The organism is Niallia sp. Man26, assembly GCF_022049065.2.
In the GTDB taxonomy this organism is placed as follows: domain Bacteria; phylum Bacillota; class Bacilli; order Bacillales; family Cytobacillaceae; genus Niallia.
The window spans coordinates 249,312-273,871 of the sequence record NZ_CP095744.1 but is presented as its reverse complement, the minus strand read 5'-3'; the positions used below and the strand labels follow the sequence as shown (position 1 = coordinate 273,871).

Below are 24,560 nucleotides of genomic sequence, written 5' to 3'. Positions count from 1 at the left end.
TACGCTTACATTATAATTGTATCGGTATAATTTATCAAGTACCAACAAATTATTTTGTACCATCATAATGATAAATGAGATTTTTGCTGATTTATGCTATAATCCTTCTATAAATAATTAAAGAGGAATGTATATGTTAAAGTACCAGCAAATCGCAGCAGAAATTGAAAGATATATTGAGGACCATTCCCTCCAGCAAGGGGACAAACTTCCTGTCATCGAAGCATTAATGAATCAGTTTGAGGTCAGCAAAAGCACAATAACCAAGTCTCTTGATATGCTCGAGAAAAAGGGCATTATCTTTCAAGTAAGAGGCAGCGGTATTTTTGTAAGAAGACACCACCGTAAAGGCTATATAAGCTTACTTTCGAATCAAGGGTTTAAAAAGGATTTAGAGGGTTTTCAAATAACGTCACAAGTAATTGAATTCGATGTAAGAAAACCGACAGCTGAAGCTGCACAAAGCTTAAACTTAAAGGAGACGGAAGATGTTTACTATGTAAAAAGGGTAAGGTATATTAATGGGCAAACTTTATGTTTGGAAGAATCCTACTATCATAAAGGCATCATTTCCTACTTGAATAAAGAAATTGTTACTGAATCGATTTTTCATTATATAACAGAGGGATTAGGACTTAAGGTTGGTTTCTCAGATATGTATCTTCAAGTTGGGAAACTGGATGAGGCGGAAGCAGGTTATCTAGGACTAGTGAGTGGAGATCCGAAGCTTTCTGCTGAGACCATTTTTCATTTAACAAACGGCCAGCCCTTTGATTTTTCAAAGGTAACGTATAATTACGAGCAATCACAGTTCTTCCTCCAAGGAAACAGTCATATACTGTGAGTTCATAAACATACATGACCATATGATAAAACCTGTATAATCTTGAACATCTCCCATATAAATGGATTAAAAGGGGGTGTTATGATGACTGTTCATGTCGTAAAGAGCGGGGAAAATCTATGGTCAATTTCTGCTCGTTATAATGTGGCGGAAAATACGATTATTACTACTAACGGTTTAACTTCCTCAAGTATTGTGCCAGGACTTGCCCTGTACATCACAGATAATGCTTTACCTGTTCGTGCCTATAAAACAATTAACGGTGATAACTTATGGGAAATCGCACAACAATTTAATACAACCACTCCAGCTATCACGGCTGCGAATGAAGGCGTTTCTTTAAATCCTTTGCAAATTGGGCAAATAATTAATATACCCTCTCCGACCAAACTGACAATAAGCACACTTGGTTTTATTGTTCCATCCAATACAATAGCAAATCTTGCCACTATAAATTCCCTTGCTGCACAGCTAACGTATATTGCTATTGTCAACTATTCCTTCACTACGGAAGGCTATTGCTTTGCACAAACAGATGATAGTGCACTTATCAATCGATGCCGGCAGCTTAACAGCATTCCCTTATTAATGATCCGCAATTTTACAAGCAGCGGTTTTAGCCCAGAACTTGCGGGTGCTGTTTTGGAGAACGCCGTATACCGGCAAAACTTAGTATCGAGCATTGTTAATCTCACAAATACTCGTGGCTTTGGAGGCGTAAGTATTGATTTTGAGTTTATTCCGCCAGCTCGCCGCAATGATTTTAATTTATTTTTACAAGCATTAAAACAACAGTTAGGAAGTTTGTTATTGAATGTGAATGTCCACGCCAAATCGGCAGATCTTCCAGCAAACCGGATTGTTGGAGCATATGATTATGAAGCTATAGCCAGGAGTGCGGATTTAATGGCATTGATGACCATTGATTACGGCTACCCTGGCGGTCCGCCTGAACCTGTTTCGCCTATTGCCTTTGTCGAACAGGTTGTTGCCTATGCTTTAACATTGGTTAGTTCCGAGAAGCTGATGATTGCAATGGCGCTATATGGATATGACAAAGTAGTCGCTACAAATGCGACACAAGGGGTATCTGTCCTTGCCGCCCAAAATACAGCAATATCCTTACTTACAGACATTCAATACGATAATGCGGCAAAATCTCCGTGGTTTGAATACTGGTCAGGAAATAATCAGCATATCGTCTGGTTTGAAGATATCAGGAGTTATCTAGAAAAATACAAAATAATCGACGTAAACAAGCTTGCTGGAACAACCTTTTGGCAAATCAGCTTGCCTGCACCGCAAAACTGGGCCTATCTACAAAGAGAAGTAACCATCATCAAAGGAGCTAACAGCCTTTAAACAATTAGAAAAACCCCGGCAAGCAAACCGAGGTTTTTTTTAATTGATTTATCTTTCATAAGATGATAACGCATGGCTAACAGCATTATATGCTTCTCCAAACGCAGCAGATGAAGAAATGTCGCCTGAAATATTTAATTCATTTTTTGCATGATTTGCTTGTGCCAATGCACGAATCATATCTTGCAGCAGTGTTCCTTTATCACCATAAAGATCTTTTGCTGTTTCTAATAGTTCAATACTTGCTGTTAAGTCATTTGCTCCAGGTTGGTCAAAGGTTCTTTCCAGATTTTCTTTTACTTGCTCTAGTATTTCCCTCATAAACGGCACACTCCTTAAAATTAATCAAAGGTATTTTGTGCGAAAAGAAAGAAGCTTATCCTATAGAAACAGAAGGAGAAAAAGCACTCCTGGTAGTCAGAAGTGCCTGGTTATTCGTCCTTATTTTGGCGCCGTTTATCCATTAATTCTGCAGCCATTTTTGCTTTTTCCCTCGATGTGTTGATATAAAGCAGGGAAATATCTGATTGGGTATGGCCTAATTGGTTCATGATTAAGGGGATATCACCGCCGGTATGCTCTGCTAAATTGGTTGCATATGTATGTCGCAATTTATGGGGTGACATCCGCTTATCAAAGGACTTCGTATATTTATATACAATGTCCTCAACTGCTCTGTTTGTTAATGGTTCGGGATTCCCTTTATACAGTTTAATGAACAAATACTCGTTTTCGCCGCTGCCTGCCTTATACTTAGTCGCTCTCACTTCCAAGTATTTAATAACATCCTGGAGAGAGGAGGGAGTAACAGACACCGTGTCCTTTTTGCCTCCTTTGCGAATGACACTGATTTCGCTTGCTGCTAAATCAACATCCTTTAAGCGAAGGGAGGTTAATTCATTTACACGAATACCGCTGCCAAGGAATAGGGACAGTATCGCAAAATTCCTCTCTTTATCCCGCTTATAATATCGCAGCTCTGCAGGTGTTAATGTTTCCTCATAATGATGCTCGATATAATGTAGGAACTCGACATCATTATCGTTAATAAAGATTTTTTCCGTTATTTTTCGCGCTCTTTCATTAAATGTTTCTGAGACTTTTTTTATCGGAATTTTTTTCATCACATTACGGTGAAAATAAGGTTCACCACCATCAACCTCTGCTTCTAATGACAGGTAGTTGAAAAGAGAGCGGAGGGCTGACTTTTGCCGATTAACAGTTTTCGGACTGATTTTTTTGGTCACATCATCTTTTTCCGTTAGTTTGTACTTTTTCCTTGCTGCATATTTGAAGTAGTTCTGCACATCAGAAAGAGGCAGAGCGCCTAATGCTTCCACTGGAATTTCCTTCATGCACTCGCAGGAAACAATACCTTCTGCAAGCAGCCAGGAGAAAAATTCTTTATAATCCCTCACATAATTAAACAGAGTAAGAGGCGAGCGAATATCCAATTTATCGTCTACATATTCAACGACATAATAAGGCATTTCCTTCAGCAATTCCTCAAGCCGTTTTTCATACATTTCATGTTGTTTTGTTATTGCCATGATCACACCTCATATCAGGAATAAGATCTATTGCCTGAATTTTTATTTCTGTACATCCACCAATTTTATAGGCATCAGCTCTTACCGAATTTATCGGTTTACTTTATTAAAAAGGAATGATAAAAGACTCCTAATTTGGTATATATGTTTATTTTATCAAACAGAACATTAGTTCGTCTATCGGAAGTGTCTATAAATAATACTTTTTTTTGGAGAAGCCCGGGGAATATTTTTGAAAGTGATTTAAGAACCATATGTATTTACTATATAATAAGTATAGCAAAGAATAATAAATATTTCTGTTTATATTACGTATAGAGGAAAGAATGGCATAATTAAACAATAGAGTAGGTGTGTTTATGCAAAAAATTATTTTTTTGGATATTGACGGAACACTTGTAGATGACAATGGCATTATACCAGATTCAGCTAAGCTTGCTGTTAGAAAGGCGAGAAGCAATGGGCATTTCGTTTTTCTTTGTACGGGACGTTCTAAATCGATATTGTTTCCGGAAGTATTAGAGATTGGCTTTGACGGCATTGTTGGTGCGGCAGGCGGTTATATTGAGCTAAACGGAGAAGTGCTGTTTCATGAAGTTATAAAAAAGAATAATCTGCAATTGGTGGTGGACTATTTTAATCAGCATGAAATTGAGTTCTTCTTAGAAACAAATGAAGGCCTATTTGCGAGTAAAAGCTGTAAAGACAGCATCCGTGCACTGATTGATACTGTTTTTGAAACACAAACAGCACAAGCAGAATTACGGAAGTCGATGCAGTCATTTTATAACAGTATCAGTGAAGCGGAAGACTTAGTGAGAGATGATATTAATAAAATTGGGTTTTTAGGTTCTGCTGTTCCGATTGAGCGTATTATGGAACAATTTCCGTCTGTTTTTACTGTCATTCCTAGCACCGTGCCTTTCTTCGGAACTAACAGTGGAGAGGTGTCAATCTTTGGAATCCATAAGGCGTCGGCCATTGAAAAGGTAATCGAGCATCTCGGCCTAGAAAAAGAGCATACATACGCATATGGTGATGGTTCAAACGACATCGAGATGCTTGAATTTGTTCAATACGGTGTAGCAATGGGCAATGCTAAAGAAGAAGTGAAACGGGCAGCTAACGATATTACCGACAGACATGACGAGGATGGTATATATAACAGCTTTAAGAAATATGGGTTAATATAAGTAAAAAAGAAACCTTCACTGACTGTGAAGGTTTCTTTAAGTTAAACATCTTACTTACATTGCTTAATTCCTTGTTCAAGTATTTCCATCGCCAAAAGTGTTTGCTCATCTTTAATTTGTTTGTCTGCTCCATTGATGATAGCGTTATAAATATCATCATAGACGCGACCATAATCTCCAACTTCGGAAACAACCTTTTCTTCGTGATAAACTCCCTGTTCATCCATATATGTCAAGGTGCCGTAATGCTGAGGTAAATCGATTCCGAAATTAGCATGGTGTGGCATATAAAACAGCTTTAAATGTTCCTCTTGTCGATCCTCTGTTTGTTTGACAAAAACACCTTTTTTACCATAAAGCACAAAACTAGGACGCTGTACCAAACGAAAGAAGCTAGATTTGACGGAAACCTTCAGCTTGTCATAATAAAAATCTAAATCAAAATAATCGTTCATTCGGCCAGTACCAAGAAGCTGTCTGACATCATAATGGATATGGTCAGGCTTACCAAAATAAGAAATTACCTGATCAATCGTATGGGTGCCATGGCCGTATAAATAACTATGATAGTAAGTAAACGTATGAGTAGATTCTGGAGTTTCCGGTCTAAAATAATCATAATGCATTTCTACTTCAAGCAAATCGCCTAATTTACCGCTTTCCAAAACTTTTTTTGCTGTTAAGAAGTCGGAATCATAGCGGCGGTTTTGATAACACTGGGCAATCAAGCCTTTCTCCTTAGCAAGAGCAAATATTTCTTCTGCTTCTTCCTTTGTCAGCATAAACGGTTTTTCCACTAGCACATGCTTATTATGCTCGAGTGCCATTTTTGCATATTCGAAATGCGATTCTACTGCTGTATTAACGACTATCAACTGAATTTCTGCATCGTTCATGATTTCAGTAAGATTAGTAGTATAATGAATAGAAGGATGTGCTTCCCAACTATCACGGTCAGGATTCCTGCGGTAAATAGTTTTTACCTTAATGTTTTCACGCTGTAGTACAAAAGGCAGATGATAACGATTTGTACTTTTACCATTTCCAATATAACCGATTGTTAACATGCTTCTCACTCCTAATTAGCTCTTGATAGCTTTAATTATATGGGTGCGAGGGGAAGAATGCTATAATCATCTTTGAAAACGCTTATTTAGGTAAAATAGTTCCGATTTTTTTGTTCATACTTTAAATATATTGGAAAAATAGTTCAGAATTAAAGGAGAATGGAGCGGCTTGTTAATAAAACAGATTGCAGCATATACAAAATTCACAACAACAGAGCAAACTATTGCAGAATATATACTCGCAAATACAAGCTCGATGGAAAATATCTCGATTCAGGAATTAGCGAAACGAACCTTCACTTCTAATGCTTCTATTATTCGTTTTGCTCAAAAAATGGGATTTAGGGGCTTCAAGGAGTTTAAGATTCAGCTGTTGAAATCAATCGAACAACTTGATGGACCGCAAAAAGACATTAATCCAAATATCCCTTTTGAGGACCATTCCCCGCTGATGAAAATAAGTGAAGATATGATGCATTTAACACAGCAAGCAATTAAAGAAACGTATCAGCTCTTAAATGAAGCACAGCTTATGGAAATGACTAAACATTTATATAATGCCAAACGTATTTTCCTGTTTGCGGCTGGTGATTCTCAAATTCGTGCCGAAAGCTTTCAAAATAAACTTTGGAAGATTAATAAATATGCTATTCTTGCTAAAGAGCGAGAAGAATGGGCATTAAACGCTGCGAATTTATTAAGAGATGACTGCGCCTTTTTCATCAGCTATGATGCAAAAGCTATGAATGACTTAGTTGCAGCAAGATTGATAAAAGAGAGAGGCATTCCTATTTTGTTGCTGACATCATATCCTGACAGTGAGCTCGGAAAACTGGCAGATGTAATTATTACCGTATCAAGATTAGAAACGAAGGAAACAGAGAAAATTTCCACCTATTCTTCTCAAGCAGCATTTGAATACATATTAAATGTGTTATTTTCCACTCTTTATCAAATGGAATACCAGGAAAATCGCCAAAGACAATTATGGAGAGCAGAAGTGTTACAGCAATTCGAAGAGAAACCTTTTTAGAGGATGTGCCAATGTTCGGCAGTAAGAGAAGGGGAAGTATGAAATGCTAATTAAAAAGATGAAATACAGCTATAATTTAACGTCACAGGAGCAGTATATCGTAAACTATATACTGGAAAATCCGACAGTTGTATTTAACGCAACAGCCAATGAACTGGCAAAATTAACTTTCTCCAGTTCCTCGACAATTGTTCGTTTATGTAAAAAACTAGGTTTAAAAGGATATCCTGACTTTCAGCTGAAATTGGCACTTGAATATAAGCAAGACGGGAAAGCAGAAAAAAAACACACTGATTTCTCTGAAAACAAAAGCAGCATATACGGGATAGATTTAGTTCCAGGGTTTTATGAACGAGCATTTACCGAAACGAGAAGAATGTTTAACCATGCCAGTTTAGAACATATAATCGAGTGGTTAAGAACCGCTGAACGGATCGATGTTTATGGTGTTGATATCAATTATTATATCGCCCAGCAAGCTTGCGCCAAATGGAATGAAGTCGGCATGATGGCAGTTGCCTATAACAGTGCCAATCAGCATTATTTAACTAATCTCAAAAATACGTCATCTACTATTTCTTTTGTCATTTCCCATACAGGAAGAAACAAAGCAATGATTGATATTGCAAAAAGGCTTCAGAACAATCATATGAAGGTAATCGGTATTACCGGGAGCCGCGATTCTGCATTAGCAAAATTATGTGACGAGGTAATCATGACATATTCTTCTGATAAGCAACTTGAGTTATCTAAAATCTACAACATGATGTCATCTGTTTATATTTTTGATGTATTGTACATGAATTCCTTATTACTTCAACAAGAAAAAGAGAGCTGAAAAAAATTTCAGCTCTCTTTTCTGTTAAATATTATCTGCCGCGAAAATAATATTAGCGTCCATGCGCGCTTCTACCACTTTTTCCATAACAGAACGACTATAATCAAGCAAGCTATAGCAGCGGTTATAATCCTTCGTTTTATAGATGTCATTAAACTTGAGCAGTTCATAGTATAAATTGTTCATAGATGTTTGCTCATTAAATTCTGTCTTAGCTTCGTCATTGTGAAGAATTACCCGTCTGCAGCCATTTGCTCCGTTTTCAACATGAATATAGCCTTTTTCTCCTTGAATCATCACAAAGTTCTCGCTGCGAGTATCCTTTGCACCGGCACACACGGCAATAAAGTCTGGATAAGTTAATAACAGGACGCCAGATGTATCGATACCATTTGAATGTTTATTGGCGGTATAGCTCAGTTTCTCTGGGGTACCAAAGAGACCCATCACAAAATGCAAGTTATAGATATTAATATCAACGAGAGAGCCGCCAGAGAACTGCGGATTAAAGACGTTTGGTGTCTCGCCGGCAAGCAATGCATTATATTTGCTGGAATATTGACTATAGTTGCATTGGACAAGCTTTATTTGCCCAATTTTATTGATATTTTCTTTTATAATTTGATAGTTTGGCAAATGGATGGTTGTAATTGCTTCAAATAACATTAAGTTATTTTGTTTTGCTAACGAGATCAATGTATCTGTTTCTTGAAGGGTAGAGGTAAACGGTTTTTCACAAATCACATGTTTCCCATGCTCCAGCGCACGATAAGCCTGGTCAAAATGGAGACTGTTTGGTGATGCAATATAAACGATTTCAACAGAGTCATCGGCAAATAAAGCATCTAAGTCGGTATAGATTTTATTTACTTCATATTTTGCTGCAAGCGGCTGTGCAGTTTCCTCTTTACGGGAGTAAATTGCCACACACTCTGCACTTGCTATTTTCTCTAAGCCTTGTAAAAAGGCCTCAACAATAAACCCTGTACCTATTGTAGCTATTTTCATTGAGAACACCCCGATTTCTTCGCTGCTTCCACACCATCATTTAATATTTTTAAAACGGCTAAAACTTCTTCATCTTTCACTGGCTTTTCTGCACCAGTTTTTATACTTGCATATAATTTTTCGTAAAGAATACCATAATCGGTTATTTCAGACTTAACCGATTCATTATGCTCTATCCCATTTTCATCAATATAGGAAAGCTCTCCCCAATTACTTGCTGGTTCCACTTCAAACGATGCTTTTGTCACACCGTCTGGATTTTTTTGCTGATGACCGCTGCTGTATTTTATAAAGCTGCCTTTGTCGCCATGGACAATAAACTTCGGATGATTAATCTTTACAGCTAAGCTGCATTTTACCGTAGTCTTTAACAGGCCGTAATGGAAGTCGATATCGACATAATCATCTGATTCTCCTGGATGATTTATACTTCTAACATCATAATGAATTGCTTCTGGCTTACCGAATAAGGAATACAACTAGTCAATCGTATGAACCGCTAATCCGTGCAATAAGCCAAAACCCTTTTGGATATGCTGCGGATTAAAGTAGTCATAATGGGACTGTATTTCAATAAGTCGACCAAGCACACCACTGTCGATTACTTTTTTCAATGTAAGAAAATCACCATCAAATCGTCTGTTTTGATTGGCCATCGCAATCAGTCCTTTAGACTTAGCCAAGTCGAAAATTTCCTCTGCCTCTTCCACAGTTGGCGCAAATGGCTTTTCCACAAGGACATGCTTATTGTGCTCTAACGCTTGCTTTGCATAGGCAACATGACTGTCAACATGAGTACAAATAACGATTAATTCTATTTCATCATCATTTAATACCTCTTCGAAGCTTGTTGTGAAGCGGATATCAGGATACCAGGCTTCTCGTTCTGTATCTCCAATACGATCTTCTTCTCTTCTAAAGATACTTTTCACGTTAATCTGATCTTTTCTTTCTAAATATGGTAAGTGATAATTTACGACGGCATTTCCAAAACCTACAAACGCTATGTTTAACATATGAACTCTCCTTTGCAATTTCTTAAAATAATCATAGCATCGAAATGACTATTAAAAACCTATCGTTGTCATTATGGTGATATCTTTCTAAATGCAGTTGAGACCATACGAAACTTGAAATCTGATTTCATTTCCCAAAATATATATGAGGCAAAAAGTAAAAAGATTAAAAGCCAAAGAACCGCTAATTCATGCTATTTATGTAATGAAGATGCTTGCTGAGAATTGGGAAATAATAAACCCTTTTTTCCGCTTAGAAGAGGATAACCATTTATCAGCAGCAGAAATAACAAAAACCTCTCTAGACAAATAATTGAGCAGTATCCTATAATCCGATTAAGAAAGATAGCGCTTACAAGGTTGTTGTCGACAAATAACCAACATGCAGGTAGTGTAACTGAATAAAAGGGGAGAGGTTAAAATGATTAAACCTAAGACATCATTTTTAGAAAGAATCTCTAATATTGTTGTAAATCGATTAGCCGGACCAATGGCAAAGTTTGGCGGTATCCCCGTTGTTGCCGCTGTAAAGGATGGTTTAGTCGCAATTGTTCCTATTGTGATTATTGGAAGCTTGTTTTTATTACTAGCTATGCTCGGTTTACCAGGTACTTTCAGTGAAGGGGCCCTTATCCCAGCATTATCTAGTCTAGCTCCAAAGCTGCTAGTGTTTTTCCATATAACCATGAATTTTCTCTCGTTATATGCTGCTGTTGCGATTGGCATGAATTATGCCAAACACTTTAATATTGATTCCACTAATGCTGCCTTATTAAGTGTAGCGGCATTCTTTTTGATTAATATAAATGATTTAACAAATGGGATGGATGTGACGAATTTTGCTGCAGGAGGATTATTTGCAGCAATTATCAGCAGTTTAATCAGTATTAGAATTTACCGATTTTTTTTGGAAAAGAAAATTACCATCCGAATGCCAGATGGGGTACCGCCAAATGTGACGAATGCGTTCGTTGCGCTCATACCGTTTTTGGTCATCTTAACGGTTTTATGGATAGTCCGTTCTATACTGAACTTTGATATCACAGTGTTTCTGAACTCCGTGTTAGGGCCAGTATTCAGCGGCACAGATAGTATTTTCGTGTATGTACCAAGAGTGTTTATCGGACTTTTGCTTTGGTCTGTTGGCATGCATGGAGATAATATGATAGGACCAATTTTTGAACCATTAAAACTGCAATGGGTAGCGGAAAATGCAGAGGCTTTAGCGAATGGAGTTAACTTAAAGGATTTGCCTCATGTGTGGACGACAGTGGTCGAACGAATCACAATCTGGCCTGCTGCTGCGTGGGGAATTTTGTTCTGGATGTGGCGCTCTAAATTAAAACAAGCTAGAACGTTGGCAGGCATTGTAACACCTGCAGCTGTATTTACAATTATTGAACCAATTGTTTTCGGCTTGCCAATTGTGTTAAATCCTTTTTTCCTTATCCCTTTTATCCTATCAGGGACCATCGCAGCTATAGTAACTTACGGGGCATTTTCCCTACATCTTATAAATAGAGTCTTTGTTGAACTGCCATGGGCTACTCCGCCGTTTATATCAGGCTATGTTGCCACAGGCGGTGACTGGAAGGGAGTGCTTTTAGTTATTATCAACTTTGCTATCGGCATAATCGTATATTATCCTTTCTGGAAAGCCTATGAAAAAGCTGAGAAACAAAAGGAAAGCGTAGAAAACGAAAAAACAGCAAATAATGATTCAACTTTATCTCTTTAATTTGAACATTGGGAAGGACCTATTTCTAGGTCCTTTCTCATATTTTTACGATTGGATTAGGAGGTCTTACTACATAGGACCCTCTTCCTCAGGAACGGATTCCTATATATCTTTACCTAGATAATAGGTATGATAAATCTATTATACAGAAGAGTAAAAACAACTTAGTCTGGATTCATCAAGGAGGGTTAACATTTATGATTGAAATGACAGTAGACAAAAAACCAGTTTTAATAACTTTATATGATATGGATAAAAATTATCTGAAAAATAACTTACGAAAAGAAAAAGCTTTTAAAGTACCTACTGCAACTGGAATGACTATTATGGAAAGCGACTATTTATGTGATTTGATCATAGATGTTCAATCTAAGGATGAAATCAGGCAATTAGTTGATATGCTCAGAACAATCAAAAAACGAAATATGCCGGTTAGATCGTTATTTCAAACGTTAGCAATCGGATTAGTTTCTAAAGGGATTCATTAACCACCATTTATTTGTAGTTATCCCTTAATACTATTAGATAAAAATTGTATATCTATGGCATGGAATCGGCAGTATCGGTCTCATGCCTTTTCCTATTTTTTAGCCGAAAAATTGATTTTAAAAGTATGAATCAAGAAGAGGTTAATTATTCTTTATATGCATATCCTAACAAATAATGAGCAGGTGGATTATCGTTTGAGGTGTAAACATGACATTAGCCTATACAATATCCCGATATGAGGAGCTTGAGGAAAAGCTTCCTGCTATCGAGGAATATCTCCAGAAAATAGCATATGGAAACCATGTGAAGATTTTGTATGCTTTATTGGAAGCAGTCAATAATGCCTTCGAACATGGAATCCAAACAGTTAAAGACGGAAGCATTACTTTTTCCATAAAGATAAGCGACAAAAAACTTTATGTTGATGTGTTGCATAATGGAAACGGTTTTAATTATGAACAGAAGATTGGGATTATTGGCAATCCAGATGTGTTTTTTAAAGAGCATCAAACATGTATGCGCGGCCGGGGAATAGCCATCATGCAGAAGCTTGCTGATAAGCTTATTTACACAGAAGAAGGCAAAAAACTGACTCTTATCTTTAGGATAGAGTAGTTTACTAAAATTTAAAGAAAGTGTGGCAGAAATGAAAGTCATAAAAAAAGCTCATATCCACATCCTTGAAATGAACGAAGATATTACGATTAAGAACAGCGAACACTTCCGACTAATGATGGGGAAGTTTCTGCATGAATCGACTGCCTCTTTAATACTTGATTTAAATCATGTTTCCTATTTGAACAGCTCAGGACTCGGTGTAATCGCTGATGGAGCTATGAAAGCAAGAAAAAATGGAAAGGAGCTTGTTGTTTCAGGAATTACGCCACCATTGGATGAGATATTCGAAATCGTTAAATTCAACACTTTTATGGAGCTATTTCCTACATTGGAACAGGCTGAACAATATTTTGAACAAAAGAAGACGCTTTAATGCTTAGAAGGAAAGGGAAGTGTAATGAAGCAGATAAATAGATTATCGGGAAGTAAATGGACAGGTGTCCTACTGGCTGCATACGTAGTAATGGAGCTGTTTATCTTCCTTAAACTTTCTTACAAGCTGAAAACAGGCATGGATATTCATCTTTTTGAAGAATATCAAACATTAAGTTTCTTCTTGCATCTTCCATTAGGTTTATTTATCGTTTGTCTGTTTTGGAAAGAAAGGAAAGAAACAATACGAAAAAAAGAACTTATATTCGACTTAGAAAAAGTAACACTTAGGCATTTTACCTTATTTAATAATAATCTCTATCTGGCAATTATCGTCAATAACGAAGGCACAATAACAGAAGTTAACGAACGAGTAACTGACGTGCTAGGAGATAAGTTGATTGGGTCTCATTTCAAAGATCTGCTTTTTCATAAAGAAACCTCCAAATCACTTGAAAATTTCGAGGATGTACTAGAAGGGAAAATGGTGGACAGTACAGACATCATACGAGATAAGCATGAAAACCCAGTTTATATAGAATATAAAAGCATTCCGTTAATTATGCAAGGAAGAATAGATGGTGTCTGTGTTATCGCAAAGGATATAACAGAAAAGAAAAAACTAGAAGAGGAAATGAACAAAGATCTTGAACTCGCGACCATTCTGCAGCAAAGTGTACTCTGCAAGCCGCTAATTACGGAGGAGGTTCAGATAGAAGGGCAGTATATTCCAGCACATAATATCGGAGGAGATATGTATGTCTGGTATAGGATTAATGAGCATCAATACGGAGTGTTAATTATGGATGTAATGGGACATGGTGTTTCAGCTGCCCTTGTTTCCATGAGTATACGGGCACTGTTAGAAGGATTGATTGTCAGGGTAAAAGAACCTGTTCTTGTCATAGAGACACTAAACGCTCATATGCATAAATTGTTTAATGATCATACCAGCTCCTTACAGTTTTTCACTGCACTATATGCAGTTGCAGATACGAAAGAAATGAACTTAACATATATTAACGCCGGCCATCCTCCAGGGCTATTGGTACAGTCTGATCATGCAGAGCTTCTTAAATCCAATTGTGTTCCTTTAGGAATACTTGAAGAAATCAAGCCAACCGCTGAAACAGTACCTTTAAAAGATTCTTCGCAGTTACTTCTATTTACAGATGGACTATTAGAAAATATTGACGGTACAGCGATGTACCATGCTGTTAATAAATTGAAGGAATCTGTACTCGCTAATTCACAACTAGATACAAAAGGGCTATTGGAGATATTGCTTCATGATGGGGAAATAAGTAAACAAGATGATATTTCGTTTGTTAAGATGGCAATCAGCAAGTTCCGACATATATAAAACATTATAATATAGGATGATTAAAATTGAATGTAAATACTTTAAACAATGACATAGTAACAGCACTGATAGAAACATATGAAAGCACCATTCGATTGCCAATCCACCTTGTTAACAGCAAGGGAGGGTATGTAATTCGAAATACAGACATCATGCTGCTCTTTAAAGAATATTCTACAGAGCTTCTCGACGTACTAAATATAGCTTACCAAATAAAAAAACCAGTAGTAATAACACCAACAGATGAGAAAATTGGATGTTATAAATACATCCTGTCACCCTTTTTCCAATATAGAGAAGACTCGTATTTAATTATTACCGGTCCTTTTGTGGAAGATGTATGCGGAAGCAATATAGTGTCTACCGCGTTAAACAAAGACATTCCTATTCTTACCGTAAAGGAGAAAGAAAGCGCCTTAGTAAAGATAAACGATCTACATTATAGCTTAATGTTTGTAAAAAGCTTACGACAAGAGATGACGTGGAAAAATCAGCTGTTGACACTTTATAAAAAGCAGCTCGCTTATATGGAGGATTTCTCTATAAGTAATATTTTAGATTACGCAGTAAAAGAAGGCTTTGTGGACTTTATCGGTATTGCCAAAAGAGAAGAAAATGCTATTTATACCATCCAACATATAAACGGGGATGCAAAACAGTTGGAGGGAAAAAGCTTCTTTATCGGAGAAGGTTTATTAGGACATGCTGCTGCTACAAAAAAGATCTTTCATTTTGAGTCTATAAAAGAATCACCAAAAGCAGGATTCTTTCATCAGTTTGACATATACCCTCAGCATATTTTTGGTTTCCCTATCCAACAGGCTAAAGAAACAGTAGGAATTATGTTTGGAGGCTCCTTGACTAATAAGCCTGTGAGCAAAGAGCTAACAGAGCATTTACAAGCACTTGCACAAGCAGCCGCTCAAACAGAATTTTTAATCCAGCAATTTAAGCTTGTTGACAAACAAAGAGATGTACATGCAGCCTTTTTGAATTTAGCTGACATACTATTGCATACAAATGATCCAATCAGTGTTTTGTACAGCGTTATGGACGTTTGTCATAAATGGAGCAAAAATTGTTTAACTATCTTTACAGCGAGAAGTGGAAAATTGTACAAAAGAGGCAAGGCTTCACAAGCTGCTGAACAAGAGCATCATAAAGTTGCTGAACAACTCTTTTCTAACGGTCACCGAGTTGAAGTAAACGCTTCTAAAAAAGGCTTAATTCATAAGGCAATCACTTTAAATGAGCAAGTTTTAGGTCTGTTTACCATTCACTTCGAGGAAGAGGGGCATTTAGGAGATAAGAGGCTAGAGGCAGAACTTAAATTATTAACCGAGGTTTTAGCTGTAAGCTTTGGTTCAAAAAGAATTATTGACTTAGAGGTAAAACAAGAGCCTACTGAAATACTTTTCGAAAGCTTAAAGGAACTAAAACCAGAGGAATTTCATCTTACTTGTAAAGCGACGGAACTACTGAAAGGGTTTATGAGCAAACAAAGCTGGCAGGATTCTGCTGTTGAGGAACTGTTAGAGACATGTAAGGTAATCCCATTCAGTCTAGACTTTCTTCACGATAAAATAAGTGCAGAACGGCTGAAGATACTTAGAGAATATCATCATATACTAAACGGAGAAGAGCAAAGAAGCATTCTGACTGAAGAGGCGCAGCTATTAGTATTAGCTTTTTCTTATCTTAAAGGAATCACAATTCCCTTTAAAGACATAAATAGTCCATTAGCCGTTCAATTCCGTGAATATATCATCGCCCAGAAGGCAAGTAGCAGCAAGGAATTAGAAGCGGATCATGCTACAATCGGAATCACGGAAATTGAGGATTTGAAAGATGTGAAAAGCGTAATAGATAATCTTTCATTAACAAGCAGAGAAAAGGAAGTTCTTCATTTAATTCTTGAAGGTTTAAATAATCAAGAAGTTGCCGATTTACTGTTCATTAGCGCCCATACTGTCAAAAACCACCTAACAAATATCTTTCGAAAACTCGATGTGGCAGATAGAGTACAAGCAATGGCGAAAATTTATCGGATAAAGTATGAACAATAAGTGAATTTGAGGTATATAGCTACACACTGCCAGGCAATATCTCTTTAGTTGTGATGAATTATTGAACGTTTTGGCATTTGATAGAAAACTTCTAATGTACTCCTGTATAAAAGGGTAACTAGGGAGAGTAACAAAATGTCGAAAGGAATCTCATTTAATAACAAGGACGTTTTCTTTAAATTTACAAGCGAGCTATACGCAGATGTAACGCTTGATGTTGTTGGTCTTATCAGATACCGAAAATAAAGACGCTATTGCCAAATGAATTCCGATTTACTGCAGATGAAAAAAGATCAGATACTGTTTTCCAGCTGGAAGACGGCTCAATTTTAATGTTAGAATACGAGAGCAATAACAGATTCAAGGAAAATCATTTGAAGTACATGAGGTATGGACATCATTTTACAACGATACTTTCAAAGGAAAAATAACATAAAAAAGATTCACTTAGTAGTTGTGTACACAAGTGATGTAACAAAGGATAGTTTAGACGCAGGATCCTTTCGAATTTCCTCCAATCCTGTATTGTTATCAGAGTATAACGGTGATGCTATCATGGAGAATTAAAGGGAAAAATACGTGATAATGTTGAATTAAACCTTGAGGAGCTGTATAAATTAAGTTTTGTGCCATTAATGTACAGCGCAAAGGGTCGTAACGAATTAACATATGAAACAGTAGAGCTAGCGAAATGTATAAAGGATGAACATATACAACTACAGGTAATTGCAGGAATTCTTACCTCAACAGATAAATTCATTGATAATAACTACGCCATCAAAGTAAGGGAGTGTTTAAAAATGACAAAAGTCGGACGGCTTTTTGAAGAAGGCAAGCAAGAGGCTGTTGCGGCGGCAGTTAAAGAGGCTGTTACAAAGGTAAAAAAAGACAAATTATTGAATTAGCTAAGTCTTTATTAGATGTGCTTGCACCAGAAGTAATAGCAGAGAAGACAGGAGTAGATATCAAGGACGTCGAAAAATTACAACAGGAAAAGAATGTACTTAATAACTAAAGAAATAGAATGATTTAAAGCATGGGCCTGATACAGTATAGGAACCATGCTTATTTTATTGCAGATAAATAAAGGTATGAAGACTAAAAAAATGTAACTCAATGGACTTTTCTATCTTAATCAAACAAATAAGAACAATTGTTCGTATAATACAATTTTTACGAATACTAGTTTACATAATTAATTTATGGTAAATAATAAATAACCAATAGTATAAAAAATTTAATGGTGCTTATACTTATCAATAACGGAATCTGCATCCTTGCAATATATAAATCTATTAGTGTATGTCTGCTAAACGTAAAGTAAATGAAGAAAAGGGAAGGGGAGTTGTTTGCCAAGAGCTGAAATAGTACCTTGTTTATTAATAAATACAGTTTTCTTGCCATTAGATTCTATTATTATGTACCTGCAAGATCTACTGGTAGCAATTCGAACTACACTTTATCTATACAGGGTTTGATGATATCTCCAAAAATCTTAGCATTTTGACGTTTTTACAGACTTTTAGCTTAAATTTTTCTTTTACAGTCGTTAAATTTAACTATTTAACTAAACTTATTTATATATTGTTTAACTTTGAATATTTTACAAATATCGACAAATATTAAATTGTTATCATAGGTTAATCACTGCAATTTAACGGCTGCTATGCAGTATGTGTTAGCAACGCAACCGCCACTTAAATACACTAATTAACCTTAACATCATGGTACATTTGAATTCATAAACAATTCCTAATAGTACTATTCGTAAAATTAGTATTATACGAATAGTTGTATATTTCTTTTCCTGTGCCCCCTTAGCATTATAATTAATAAAAATAGTAAATTTTATTAAGGTTATTTGATGCAGTAAATTCTGCACCAACATTTAATTGCGCACAGAATTCATCTGCACACATAGTTGCAACAGATTTTTCATTCATTTAACTTTAGATTGTATTTATTCGATGTAATTTGAGGATTATTTAATTAAAATTAATTCTCCGCTTATTAATTAATTGTTTGTTAACAAATTCAAATAATGTTAACTATTATGTAACTATTTAACCTGTAAATATAATTGCAATTCAAACTAAAACACAAAATTTATCCGATATATCGCATTTTCACTCATATAACACACAATAGCATACCATTCACCTATACTTGCCTTATTTGCACAGTTTCTTAAAAAATACATTTCGTAAAACAGGTCTTATACGAATAGTTCTTTTATATCTCTACATCCAAGAAAAAAGACAATCACTTTAAGTGATCGTCTGCATTACCCGCCAATTGAAGACATTTCGATTTTCTTTTTTTGTTTTATAGATAGATTACTTCGCTCTTCTGAATAACGATCATGTCGACCGTTCCAAATTTGCGATATTTTATTGATAATAATGTCGTCATTTTGTTCACTGCGTATTAAGCTGCGTAAGTCATGGCCTGCTGATGCAAATAAACAGGTATATAATTTTCCATCTGCTGATAACCTTATTCGTGAACATGTTGCGCAAAATGTGTCTGTTACGGAAGAAATAATTCCTATTTCTTGGCTACTGTTCAAATATTGATAACGTGTTGCTACTTCACCAGTATAATTTTCTTTGATTTGTTTAACTGGCATCTGCTCATTTAGTTTGTTTAGTATCTGCTGTTTAGTAACAACCTCTTCCAATTGCCATCCATTTGAATTACCTACATCCATATATTCAATAAATCTTAGAATAAGCTTATGTTGTTTGCAAAATTTGGCCATTGGAATGATGTCTTCCTCATTTTGTCCCTTTTTAACAACCATATTGATTTTAACAATCATTCCTACGTTTAAGGCAGCATGTATGCCGTCCATTACGGTTGTTAATTTACATCTGTGCCCATTTATCATCGAAAACCGCTCTGCATCCAATGAATCTAGACTTACTGTGATTCTCCTTAATCCTGCTATATATAAATCCTTTGCAAATTTCTTTAGCAAAGAACCGTTTGTAGTTAATCCAATATCTTCTAGTCCCTCGATATTATGAAGCTCCTTAATTAAGGCTGGTAAGTCCTTTCTAAGCAGTGGCTCTCCTCCGGTTAGGCGAATCTTTTTTACACCTAGCCTGACAAATAGCTTAGCTGTTCTTACGATCTCATCAAATGACAGCATCTGTTCTGACGGCATAAATGTATACCCAGACTTAAATAATTCTTCTGGCATGCAATATACACAGCGGAAATTGCAGCGGTCTGTAACCGATATACGTAAATCTCTTAATGGACGCTGTAATTTATCTAACAGGTTACTCTTCATGCTGTCATCTCTTTTCTATTATTTTTCATTAAATGTGATGTATATCACAAGTTTAAAGCGGGATACTTGTTATTCTTAATTAGAGCAACAACTAATCAAATTACTGGAGGCTATATGATGAATCAACCATTTAACGAGCATTCTATTATTAGTGAGATTGTTACCGAGTTTCCAAAGGCCAGTGATCTCTTTAAAACATACCGTATTGATTTTTGCTGTGGCGGTAATCGTCCGCTGATTGAAGCAGTTACTGAAAGAAATTTATCAATAGATGAAGTGTTAACAAACTTATCTACACTATACGAACAAACAAATTTATTAAATGAAGCAGCGATAGACTGGAAAAAAGCTTCTTCTAGTGAATTAATAGACCATATTGTCAGTAAGCATCACCGTTTTTTACGAGAAGAATTACCACTGTTAAGTCCATATGTAACAAAAGTTAGGCGTGTTCACGGTGAAAATAATCCTCATTTAGTAAGAATACACAAGCTGTTTTTTGAACTGAAAGCAGAATTAGAGAACCATATTCACAAAGAAGAAAATGAAGACTTTAAGCTAATCTTGGAATATGAACAACAGCCAACTGACGAAAATTATCAAAAATTAACTGCTATTGTTGCAGAGCTTGAGAGCGAGCATCAAAACGCTGGAGACATTTTGAAGGAACTGCGTGACATTACAAATGACTTCACACCTCCAAGCAATGCATGCGGCACCTATCGTCTTGTTTATCATCGTCTTTGTGCCCTTGAAGCAGATATGTTTCAACATATCCATTTAGAAAATAACGTATTGTTTAAACGAGCAATTAAACTAGCTTAATTGTTAGAAAGAGCATGACAGATTTTGTTCATGTTCTTTTTTTCATGTAATAAACTTGATATAGTCCCTTTGTTCGTTAATATTAATAAAACTATCTTCGTTAAACTCCTCAACAAATTTCACATGAAGCTGTGTCAACAAGCTATTCATCGATAAATCTTGGCTTTTTAATGCAGAAAAGAGCTTTTTTTTGATTTTAAAGTTGTATATAGAAATTAGAGGCTGAGGTTTTTCGTTTACAATTGGAACGATTGCTTCGTATTCGTCTTCTAGATGAGCTAATAATACTTCCATACTCTGATGCGTAATAAACGGGCTGTCAATTGGCAAAACGAAATACCATTCAGCTTGCTCTCTTTCCATGACGCTATATATTCCAGCAAGGGGTCCATACCCTTGAAAACTGGGCGTGTCTTGAATGATGGTTACTTCCTTAGCAATAAATCTATCTGTAATGGCAGGATGTGAAACTAAATAGATTTTTGGGGTAATAGCTTGGAGTGCTTCTATAGAATATTGATAGAAAAATTTATTCTTTCTCCTCGCAAAGGCTTTGTGTTCACCAAATCTGCTAGACTGTCCGCCGGCTAATATAGTACCTATATATTGATGCATATGCCCTCTCCATTTCGTTACTTAAGAAAAAATAAGCTTACTAAAAAAAACACAATTCCATTAATGATCTCTATAATGCCAATTCTTAGCGGTTTTATTGGCCTCTTTCTTGTAGTAAAAAAATCTTTGCACACACTTGGCAAGTACGCTATCGTCATCCACGGTAAGGCTATTAACAAAGGAAATAGTAGTAATAATAGGTGGAAAATATGAGACTTTCTTTTAAAAGCGGGATTTTTTCGCTCCCTGATTAATGATTTCACGTAAAAGGCACTGCTCATAAAATAGAGCGTGGTAATACATAACAATAGGATTGCCTCTTTCGTTAAGCTTCCTTGCCCAACTATATAAGCAGCTGTTCCCCCGAGAGAAAAAATAAGAATGCCGCTTAAATTATTCCATAAGCTCCTCTCTTGCTTTTTTTTAATGAAATATCTACTAACAAAGAGCAGTGGTAATAATAAGAATATGCCCCATAAGAGAATTGGCTGCATCCATATAATTGGAACGGTAAATAGGATAGCAGCTGTACTATACTTTAGTACCCATGGAAGCATATCTTTCTTTAATTTTGGCTTACGGATGATATTCAATAGTGGTGTAGATGTCAAAAAAATAAAAAACCAACCGATTAAAAGAACAAGATGAAGCCAATTAGGTCCAGACAATATCATTCCGAGCAGATATGGAAGAAAAAACATCATCCAAGTTCCGTGTTCTCTTGGCAAAACCATATGAAATCCTCCCATTTCACTTGCTTGATTAGTTAAGTTCAGCTGTTAATTTTTCTAAATGTATTAATAAATTACCCTCCGTAGTAGTACTGACTAACTGCTTTTTTCGTAATTGATTAAGTGTGCGGTTTATTGTTTCTCTTGATGATCCAATCATGTTAGCAAGCTCTCGATTAGTAAAGTGTGTAGTAATGAGATATAAATCTTTAGTAAAAGGTACTCCATTTGACTTACATAAACGTATTAACAACATCACTATTTGATCATAGGAACTGTGCAGGATTTGTTCGACCAATCGGTCTTGCAAGTCAATGATTTTTTCAGCGAGAAACGTAAACATTTTCATACATAATTCAGGATGTTTTATTAGGATTTGTTCAAATTCAGTGATTGGTGTGACAACTACTTGAGCATTTTTAAGTACTTCTGCATGTGCTGGAAAGCTCCCTTTCCGAAATAATCCAATATGAGGAAACATTTCGCCGACTTGTGGCACTGCTACGATTTGTTCCTTTCCCGTTACATCTGTGCGATGGATTTTAAGTTTACCTGCGTATAGAAAAAATACTCTATCAAGCGGGTCACCTTGCATATAAATAAATGATTTCGTTTTATATAGCTTCATATAGGAAATGTCTGCAATAGGAAGAAGCTCGTCATCTGAAAGCTCTTTAAAAAGCGTTACACTTCTTAAATAGTTAAATATTACGTCTGACATCTATATTACTCCTCTACAGTGAATAACTTGTTAAACTAGCTTCCTCTTCGGTAATTCCTGTTCAATCCAAGCAACCAATTTGTTTATGTATGCCTTCTTATCTGCTAATTGATCACAGAATGGGATGATGGAATGAATATTTGAGAGAAACTGCAACTGATCGAGATCACGTTCTGACCGTGTGAAAACGACTTTAGGAAATTTCTCCTGTTTATATCCTTCTATTAATAAAAGATCATAATTTAAACAAGACAGCAGCATATGGATTTTTTCGATATCCCACTTTTGATTAGTTATCTCTAAATGGAGAACTCCCTCACCCTCTACTATACTTGCAACAGCACCTGCATCGCTATACTTTGTGGAATCTTTCACAATATTGTCAGGAATGCCGCCATGTCCATGATGCTTGACTGCGATGACATTATAGCCTTTCTCTGTTAATTGCTGAATCGTCCACTCCATTGCCGTTGTTTTGCCGCTGTTTTGAAAGCCTACGTATTGAAGTATCAAAATAGGTCACTTCCATCGTGATCTTCTAATAAAAGCACTTCAACTTCCATGCCTTTTTTATAACCTCTCGTTCCTCCAGGAAGGACCATCAGGCAGTTTGCATAGGCAAGTGAAAAGATAATATTGGACTTATCCATACCAATTGGCGCTACGAATAACTGTGTTCCGCCAGTAAAAAGCTTGCTGCGCACAAAGCGTGTAAACGGATTAACCTTAGGAAAATCAACGTCTAAAATCGCTTTTACTTTTTTCAAAAAAGGTTTATTGCTGCCCAAGCTATGCCGAATGATGGGGCGTGCAAACAGTTCAAAACCGACATAACAAGCTGAAGGATTCCCAGATAACCCATACAATAGCTTTCCATCTAAGCTTGCAATTGTTGTAACACTTCCTGGCCTCATCGCTATTTTATTGCAAAGAATGTCTGCTCCAAGCGCTTCATATACTTTTGGCATATAGTCATAGTCTCCAACTGATACTCCACCTATTGTAATCATCATATCTACTTCAGCAATTGCCTTGTGTAAGGCGTCATATGTCGCTGTAAAGGTGTCTGGTATCTTTCCATAATGGATTGCTTTTGCACCGCTTCGTTTAATTTGTTCTACAATCATATAGCTGTTGCTGTTACGTATCTTCCCGGGAACTAATGGTTCCTCTACATTCAATAGTTCATCACCTGTAGCAAGAACCCCGATTTTCGGTTTACGCATAACGGCTAATTTCTTGTAACCAAATGTTGCTAATAAGGATTGAATTCCAGGATTTATTTTTGTTCCTTTCCTTACTAGCAGTGTTCCAGACTTAATATCTTCTCCACGAAAGGATATATTGTCTCCCTTTTTTAGCTTTCGAGTAATTTGGATAAAATTCTTTCCGTCTCTTTCTATCTCCTTCACTAGCTCCAACATGATGACCGTATCACAGCCGGATGGAATTGGTGCTCCTGTCATGATTCGAACTGCTTGGAGGCCACCAATTCTTTTATGTGATACTGAGCCTGCCCCGATTTTATCAATGACCTCGAATTCTATCCTATTCTCTGATGATGCCCAAGCAGTATCCTCTGCACGCAGCGCAAACCCATCATATGGTGATTTATCGAATGCCGGTACATCCGTTTTTGCGATAATATCCTCTCCTAAAAAACGGTCTGTATTGTCTTCAATAGCAACGATTTCTGTCATGCCTGGATTATGATGCTCCCAAATTCTCTCGATCACTTCGTTTATTTGGATTGGTTTTCGAGATAAGTTCATTTCACTTCTCTCCTTAGTGTTAGTAATATAACTACTAGGCA

25 protein-coding genes are annotated in these 24,560 nt (G+C 36.2%); 13 read left to right on the top strand and 12 right to left on the bottom strand.

Going from position 1 to position 24,560, the window contains the following annotated elements:
• Positions 1-133: 133 nt before the first annotated feature.
• Complete coding sequence (locus L8T27_RS20820; RefSeq protein WP_237942733.1) at positions 134-844, top strand: GntR family transcriptional regulator; 711 nt, start codon at positions 134-136, stop codon at positions 842-844.
• A gap of 81 nt (positions 845-925) precedes the next feature.
• Positions 926-2,206, top strand: a complete 1,281-nt coding sequence (locus tag L8T27_RS20815; protein ID WP_349238817.1) for a glycosyl hydrolase family 18 protein — start codon at positions 926-928, stop codon at positions 2,204-2,206.
• A gap of 48 nt (positions 2,207-2,254) precedes the next feature.
• On the opposite strand, the gene L8T27_RS20810 is transcribed toward L8T27_RS20815, so the two are convergent.
• Together L8T27_RS20810 and xerS are read right to left on the bottom strand one after the other, a co-directional pair.
• Positions 2,255-2,527: a hypothetical protein gene (locus L8T27_RS20810; protein ID WP_233315268.1), complete on the bottom strand. Its 273-nt coding sequence runs from the start codon at positions 2,525-2,527 to the stop codon at positions 2,255-2,257.
• Positions 2,528-2,637: 110 nt separating this feature from the next.
• A complete protein-coding gene (xerS, locus tag L8T27_RS20805; RefSeq protein WP_233315269.1) occupies positions 2,638-3,756 on the bottom strand; it encodes a tyrosine recombinase XerS in 1,119 nt (372 codons plus the stop codon).
• A 359-nt stretch (positions 3,757-4,115) separates the two neighbouring features.
• Here xerS and L8T27_RS20800 point away from each other — a divergent pair, with 359 nt between their 5' ends.
• Positions 4,116-4,949 (top strand): Cof-type HAD-IIB family hydrolase, encoded by an 834-nt coding sequence (locus L8T27_RS20800; protein WP_233315270.1) that lies wholly within the window; start codon positions 4,116-4,118, stop codon positions 4,947-4,949.
• A gap of 50 nt (positions 4,950-4,999) precedes the next feature.
• Here the strand turns inward: L8T27_RS20800 and L8T27_RS20795 are convergent, their stop codons facing one another.
• Complete coding sequence (locus L8T27_RS20795; protein WP_237942731.1) at positions 5,000-6,016, bottom strand: Gfo/Idh/MocA family oxidoreductase; 1,017 nt, start codon at positions 6,014-6,016, stop codon at positions 5,000-5,002.
• A gap of 169 nt (positions 6,017-6,185) precedes the next feature.
• Between L8T27_RS20795 and L8T27_RS20790 the strand changes: the two genes are divergently transcribed.
• Positions 6,186-7,049, top strand: coding sequence for a MurR/RpiR family transcriptional regulator (locus tag L8T27_RS20790; protein WP_233315272.1), 864 nt, complete (start codon positions 6,186-6,188; stop codon positions 7,047-7,049).
• A 43-nt stretch (positions 7,050-7,092) separates the two neighbouring features.
• Positions 7,093-7,887, top strand: a complete 795-nt coding sequence (locus L8T27_RS20785; RefSeq protein ID WP_237942729.1) for a MurR/RpiR family transcriptional regulator — start codon at positions 7,093-7,095, stop codon at positions 7,885-7,887.
• A 24-nt stretch (positions 7,888-7,911) separates the two neighbouring features.
• Here the strand turns inward: L8T27_RS20785 and L8T27_RS20780 are convergent, their stop codons facing one another.
• The 3 genes from L8T27_RS20780 to L8T27_RS20770 are packed head-to-tail and all read right to left on the bottom strand — an operon-like array spanning position 7,912 to position 9,911.
• The gene (locus tag L8T27_RS20780; RefSeq protein ID WP_233315274.1) at positions 7,912-8,895 is read right to left on the bottom strand and encodes a Gfo/Idh/MocA family protein; all 984 of its coding nucleotides are present in this window, start codon (positions 8,893-8,895) and stop codon (positions 7,912-7,914) included.
• Positions 8,892-9,374: a Gfo/Idh/MocA family oxidoreductase gene (locus L8T27_RS20775; protein WP_237942727.1), complete on the bottom strand. Its 483-nt coding sequence runs from the start codon at positions 9,372-9,374 to the stop codon at positions 8,892-8,894. Before L8T27_RS20775 ends, L8T27_RS20780 begins: the two co-directional genes overlap by 4 nt.
• The gene (locus L8T27_RS20770; protein WP_237942725.1) at positions 9,375-9,911 is read right to left on the bottom strand and encodes a Gfo/Idh/MocA family oxidoreductase; all 537 of its coding nucleotides are present in this window, start codon (positions 9,909-9,911) and stop codon (positions 9,375-9,377) included. It lies immediately after the preceding gene.
• Positions 9,912-10,332: 421 nt separating this feature from the next.
• Here L8T27_RS20770 and L8T27_RS20765 point away from each other — a divergent pair, with 421 nt between their 5' ends.
• The 7 genes from L8T27_RS20765 to L8T27_RS20735 all read left to right on the top strand — a co-directional run bounded on the left by L8T27_RS20765 (position 10,333) and on the right by L8T27_RS20735 (position 17,124).
• On the top strand, positions 10,333-11,649 hold the full coding sequence (locus L8T27_RS20765; RefSeq protein ID WP_233315276.1) for a PTS sugar transporter subunit IIC: 1,317 nt from the start codon (positions 10,333-10,335) through the stop codon (positions 11,647-11,649).
• Positions 11,650-11,846: 197 nt separating this feature from the next.
• The gene (locus tag L8T27_RS20760; RefSeq protein ID WP_233315277.1) at positions 11,847-12,137 is read left to right on the top strand and encodes a hypothetical protein; all 291 of its coding nucleotides are present in this window, start codon (positions 11,847-11,849) and stop codon (positions 12,135-12,137) included.
• Between the two features lie 208 nt (positions 12,138-12,345).
• Positions 12,346-12,753, top strand: coding sequence for an ATP-binding protein (locus tag L8T27_RS20755; protein WP_237942723.1), 408 nt, complete (start codon positions 12,346-12,348; stop codon positions 12,751-12,753).
• Between the two features lie 31 nt (positions 12,754-12,784).
• Positions 12,785-13,129: an STAS domain-containing protein gene (locus L8T27_RS20750; RefSeq protein ID WP_233315279.1), complete on the top strand. Its 345-nt coding sequence runs from the start codon at positions 12,785-12,787 to the stop codon at positions 13,127-13,129.
• Positions 13,130-13,153: 24 nt separating this feature from the next.
• Positions 13,154-14,491 carry a SpoIIE family protein phosphatase gene (locus L8T27_RS20745; protein ID WP_233315280.1) on the top strand — a complete coding sequence of 446 codons (1,338 nt, stop codon included), beginning with the start codon at positions 13,154-13,156 and terminating at the stop codon, positions 14,489-14,491.
• A 26-nt stretch (positions 14,492-14,517) separates the two neighbouring features.
• Positions 14,518-16,557 (top strand): LuxR C-terminal-related transcriptional regulator, encoded by a 2,040-nt coding sequence (locus L8T27_RS20740; protein ID WP_237942721.1) that lies wholly within the window; start codon positions 14,518-14,520, stop codon positions 16,555-16,557.
• Positions 16,558-16,947: 390 nt separating this feature from the next.
• A complete protein-coding gene (locus tag L8T27_RS20735; RefSeq protein WP_237942719.1) occupies positions 16,948-17,124 on the top strand; it encodes a hypothetical protein in 177 nt (58 codons plus the stop codon).
• Positions 17,125-18,841: 1,717 nt separating this feature from the next.
• On the opposite strand, the gene moaA is transcribed toward L8T27_RS20735, so the two are convergent.
• Positions 18,842-19,855, bottom strand: a complete 1,014-nt coding sequence (gene moaA / locus L8T27_RS20730; protein ID WP_237942714.1) for a GTP 3',8-cyclase MoaA — start codon at positions 19,853-19,855, stop codon at positions 18,842-18,844.
• 117 nt (positions 19,856-19,972) lie between these two features.
• Between moaA and ric the strand changes: the two genes are divergently transcribed.
• Positions 19,973-20,680 (top strand): iron-sulfur cluster repair di-iron protein, encoded by a 708-nt coding sequence (gene ric, locus L8T27_RS20725; protein WP_233315646.1) that lies wholly within the window; start codon positions 19,973-19,975, stop codon positions 20,678-20,680.
• Between the two features lie 42 nt (positions 20,681-20,722).
• On the opposite strand, the gene L8T27_RS20720 is transcribed toward ric, so the two are convergent.
• Genes L8T27_RS20720 through L8T27_RS20700 form a run of 5 tightly spaced genes read right to left on the bottom strand, consistent with a single transcriptional unit; the run spans position 20,723 to position 24,519 of the window.
• Positions 20,723-21,295, bottom strand: coding sequence for a molybdenum cofactor guanylyltransferase (locus L8T27_RS20720; RefSeq protein ID WP_237942712.1), 573 nt, complete (start codon positions 21,293-21,295; stop codon positions 20,723-20,725).
• Positions 21,296-21,312: 17 nt separating this feature from the next.
• Positions 21,313-22,029: a YwiC-like family protein gene (locus tag L8T27_RS20715; protein WP_237942711.1), complete on the bottom strand. Its 717-nt coding sequence runs from the start codon at positions 22,027-22,029 to the stop codon at positions 21,313-21,315.
• Positions 22,030-22,057: 28 nt separating this feature from the next.
• Positions 22,058-22,747 (bottom strand): Crp/Fnr family transcriptional regulator, encoded by a 690-nt coding sequence (locus L8T27_RS20710; protein ID WP_237942709.1) that lies wholly within the window; start codon positions 22,745-22,747, stop codon positions 22,058-22,060.
• A 30-nt stretch (positions 22,748-22,777) separates the two neighbouring features.
• The gene (mobB, locus tag L8T27_RS20705) at positions 22,778-23,260 is read right to left on the bottom strand and encodes a molybdopterin-guanine dinucleotide biosynthesis protein B (protein ID WP_237942707.1); all 483 of its coding nucleotides are present in this window, start codon (positions 23,258-23,260) and stop codon (positions 22,778-22,780) included.
• Positions 23,257-24,519, bottom strand: a complete 1,263-nt coding sequence (locus tag L8T27_RS20700; protein ID WP_237942705.1) for a molybdopterin molybdotransferase MoeA — start codon at positions 24,517-24,519, stop codon at positions 23,257-23,259. The genes mobB and L8T27_RS20700 overlap by 4 nt, the downstream gene beginning before the upstream one ends.
• Positions 24,520-24,560 lie beyond the last annotated feature (41 nt).

What these genes read in the sequence shown, in the direction of transcription:
- L8T27_RS20820 (WP_237942733.1), top strand. Translation starts at nt 134, where the DNA reads ATGTTAAAGTACCAGCAAATCGCAGCAGAAATTGAAAGATATATTGAG.
- L8T27_RS20815 (WP_349238817.1), top strand. Translation starts at nt 926, where the DNA reads ATGATGACTGTTCATGTCGTAAAGAGCGGGGAAAATCTATGGTCAATT.
- L8T27_RS20810 (WP_233315268.1), bottom strand. Translation starts at nt 2,527, where the DNA reads ATGAGGGAAATACTAGAGCAAGTAAAAGAAAATCTGGAAAGAACCTTT.
- xerS (WP_233315269.1), bottom strand. Translation starts at nt 3,756, where the DNA reads ATGGCAATAACAAAACAACATGAAATGTATGAAAAACGGCTTGAGGAA.
- L8T27_RS20800 (WP_233315270.1), top strand. Translation starts at nt 4,116, where the DNA reads ATGCAAAAAATTATTTTTTTGGATATTGACGGAACACTTGTAGATGAC.
- L8T27_RS20795 (WP_237942731.1), bottom strand. Translation starts at nt 6,016, where the DNA reads ATGTTAACAATCGGTTATATTGGAAATGGTAAAAGTACAAATCGTTAT.
- L8T27_RS20785 (WP_237942729.1), top strand. Translation starts at nt 7,093, where the DNA reads ATGCTAATTAAAAAGATGAAATACAGCTATAATTTAACGTCACAGGAG.
- L8T27_RS20780 (WP_233315274.1), bottom strand. Translation starts at nt 8,895, where the DNA reads ATGAAAATAGCTACAATAGGTACAGGGTTTATTGTTGAGGCCTTTTTA.
- L8T27_RS20770 (WP_237942725.1), bottom strand. Translation starts at nt 9,911, where the DNA reads ATGTTAAACATAGCGTTTGTAGGTTTTGGAAATGCCGTCGTAAATTAT.
- L8T27_RS20765 (WP_233315276.1), top strand. Translation starts at nt 10,333, where the DNA reads ATGATTAAACCTAAGACATCATTTTTAGAAAGAATCTCTAATATTGTT.
- L8T27_RS20760 (WP_233315277.1), top strand. Translation starts at nt 11,847, where the DNA reads ATGATTGAAATGACAGTAGACAAAAAACCAGTTTTAATAACTTTATAT.
- L8T27_RS20755 (WP_237942723.1), top strand. Translation starts at nt 12,346, where the DNA reads ATGACATTAGCCTATACAATATCCCGATATGAGGAGCTTGAGGAAAAG.
- L8T27_RS20750 (WP_233315279.1), top strand. Translation starts at nt 12,785, where the DNA reads ATGAAAGTCATAAAAAAAGCTCATATCCACATCCTTGAAATGAACGAA.
- L8T27_RS20745 (WP_233315280.1), top strand. Translation starts at nt 13,154, where the DNA reads ATGAAGCAGATAAATAGATTATCGGGAAGTAAATGGACAGGTGTCCTA.
- L8T27_RS20735 (WP_237942719.1), top strand. Translation starts at nt 16,948, where the DNA reads ATGGACATCATTTTACAACGATACTTTCAAAGGAAAAATAACATAAAA.
- moaA (WP_237942714.1), bottom strand. Translation starts at nt 19,855, where the DNA reads ATGAAGAGTAACCTGTTAGATAAATTACAGCGTCCATTAAGAGATTTA.
- ric (WP_233315646.1), top strand. Translation starts at nt 19,973, where the DNA reads ATGAATCAACCATTTAACGAGCATTCTATTATTAGTGAGATTGTTACC.
- L8T27_RS20720 (WP_237942712.1), bottom strand. Translation starts at nt 21,295, where the DNA reads ATGCATCAATATATAGGTACTATATTAGCCGGCGGACAGTCTAGCAGA.
- L8T27_RS20715 (WP_237942711.1), bottom strand. Translation starts at nt 22,029, where the DNA reads ATGGTTTTGCCAAGAGAACACGGAACTTGGATGATGTTTTTTCTTCCA.
- L8T27_RS20710 (WP_237942709.1), bottom strand. Translation starts at nt 22,747, where the DNA reads ATGTCAGACGTAATATTTAACTATTTAAGAAGTGTAACGCTTTTTAAA.
- L8T27_RS20700 (WP_237942705.1), bottom strand. Translation starts at nt 24,519, where the DNA reads ATGAACTTATCTCGAAAACCAATCCAAATAAACGAAGTGATCGAGAGA.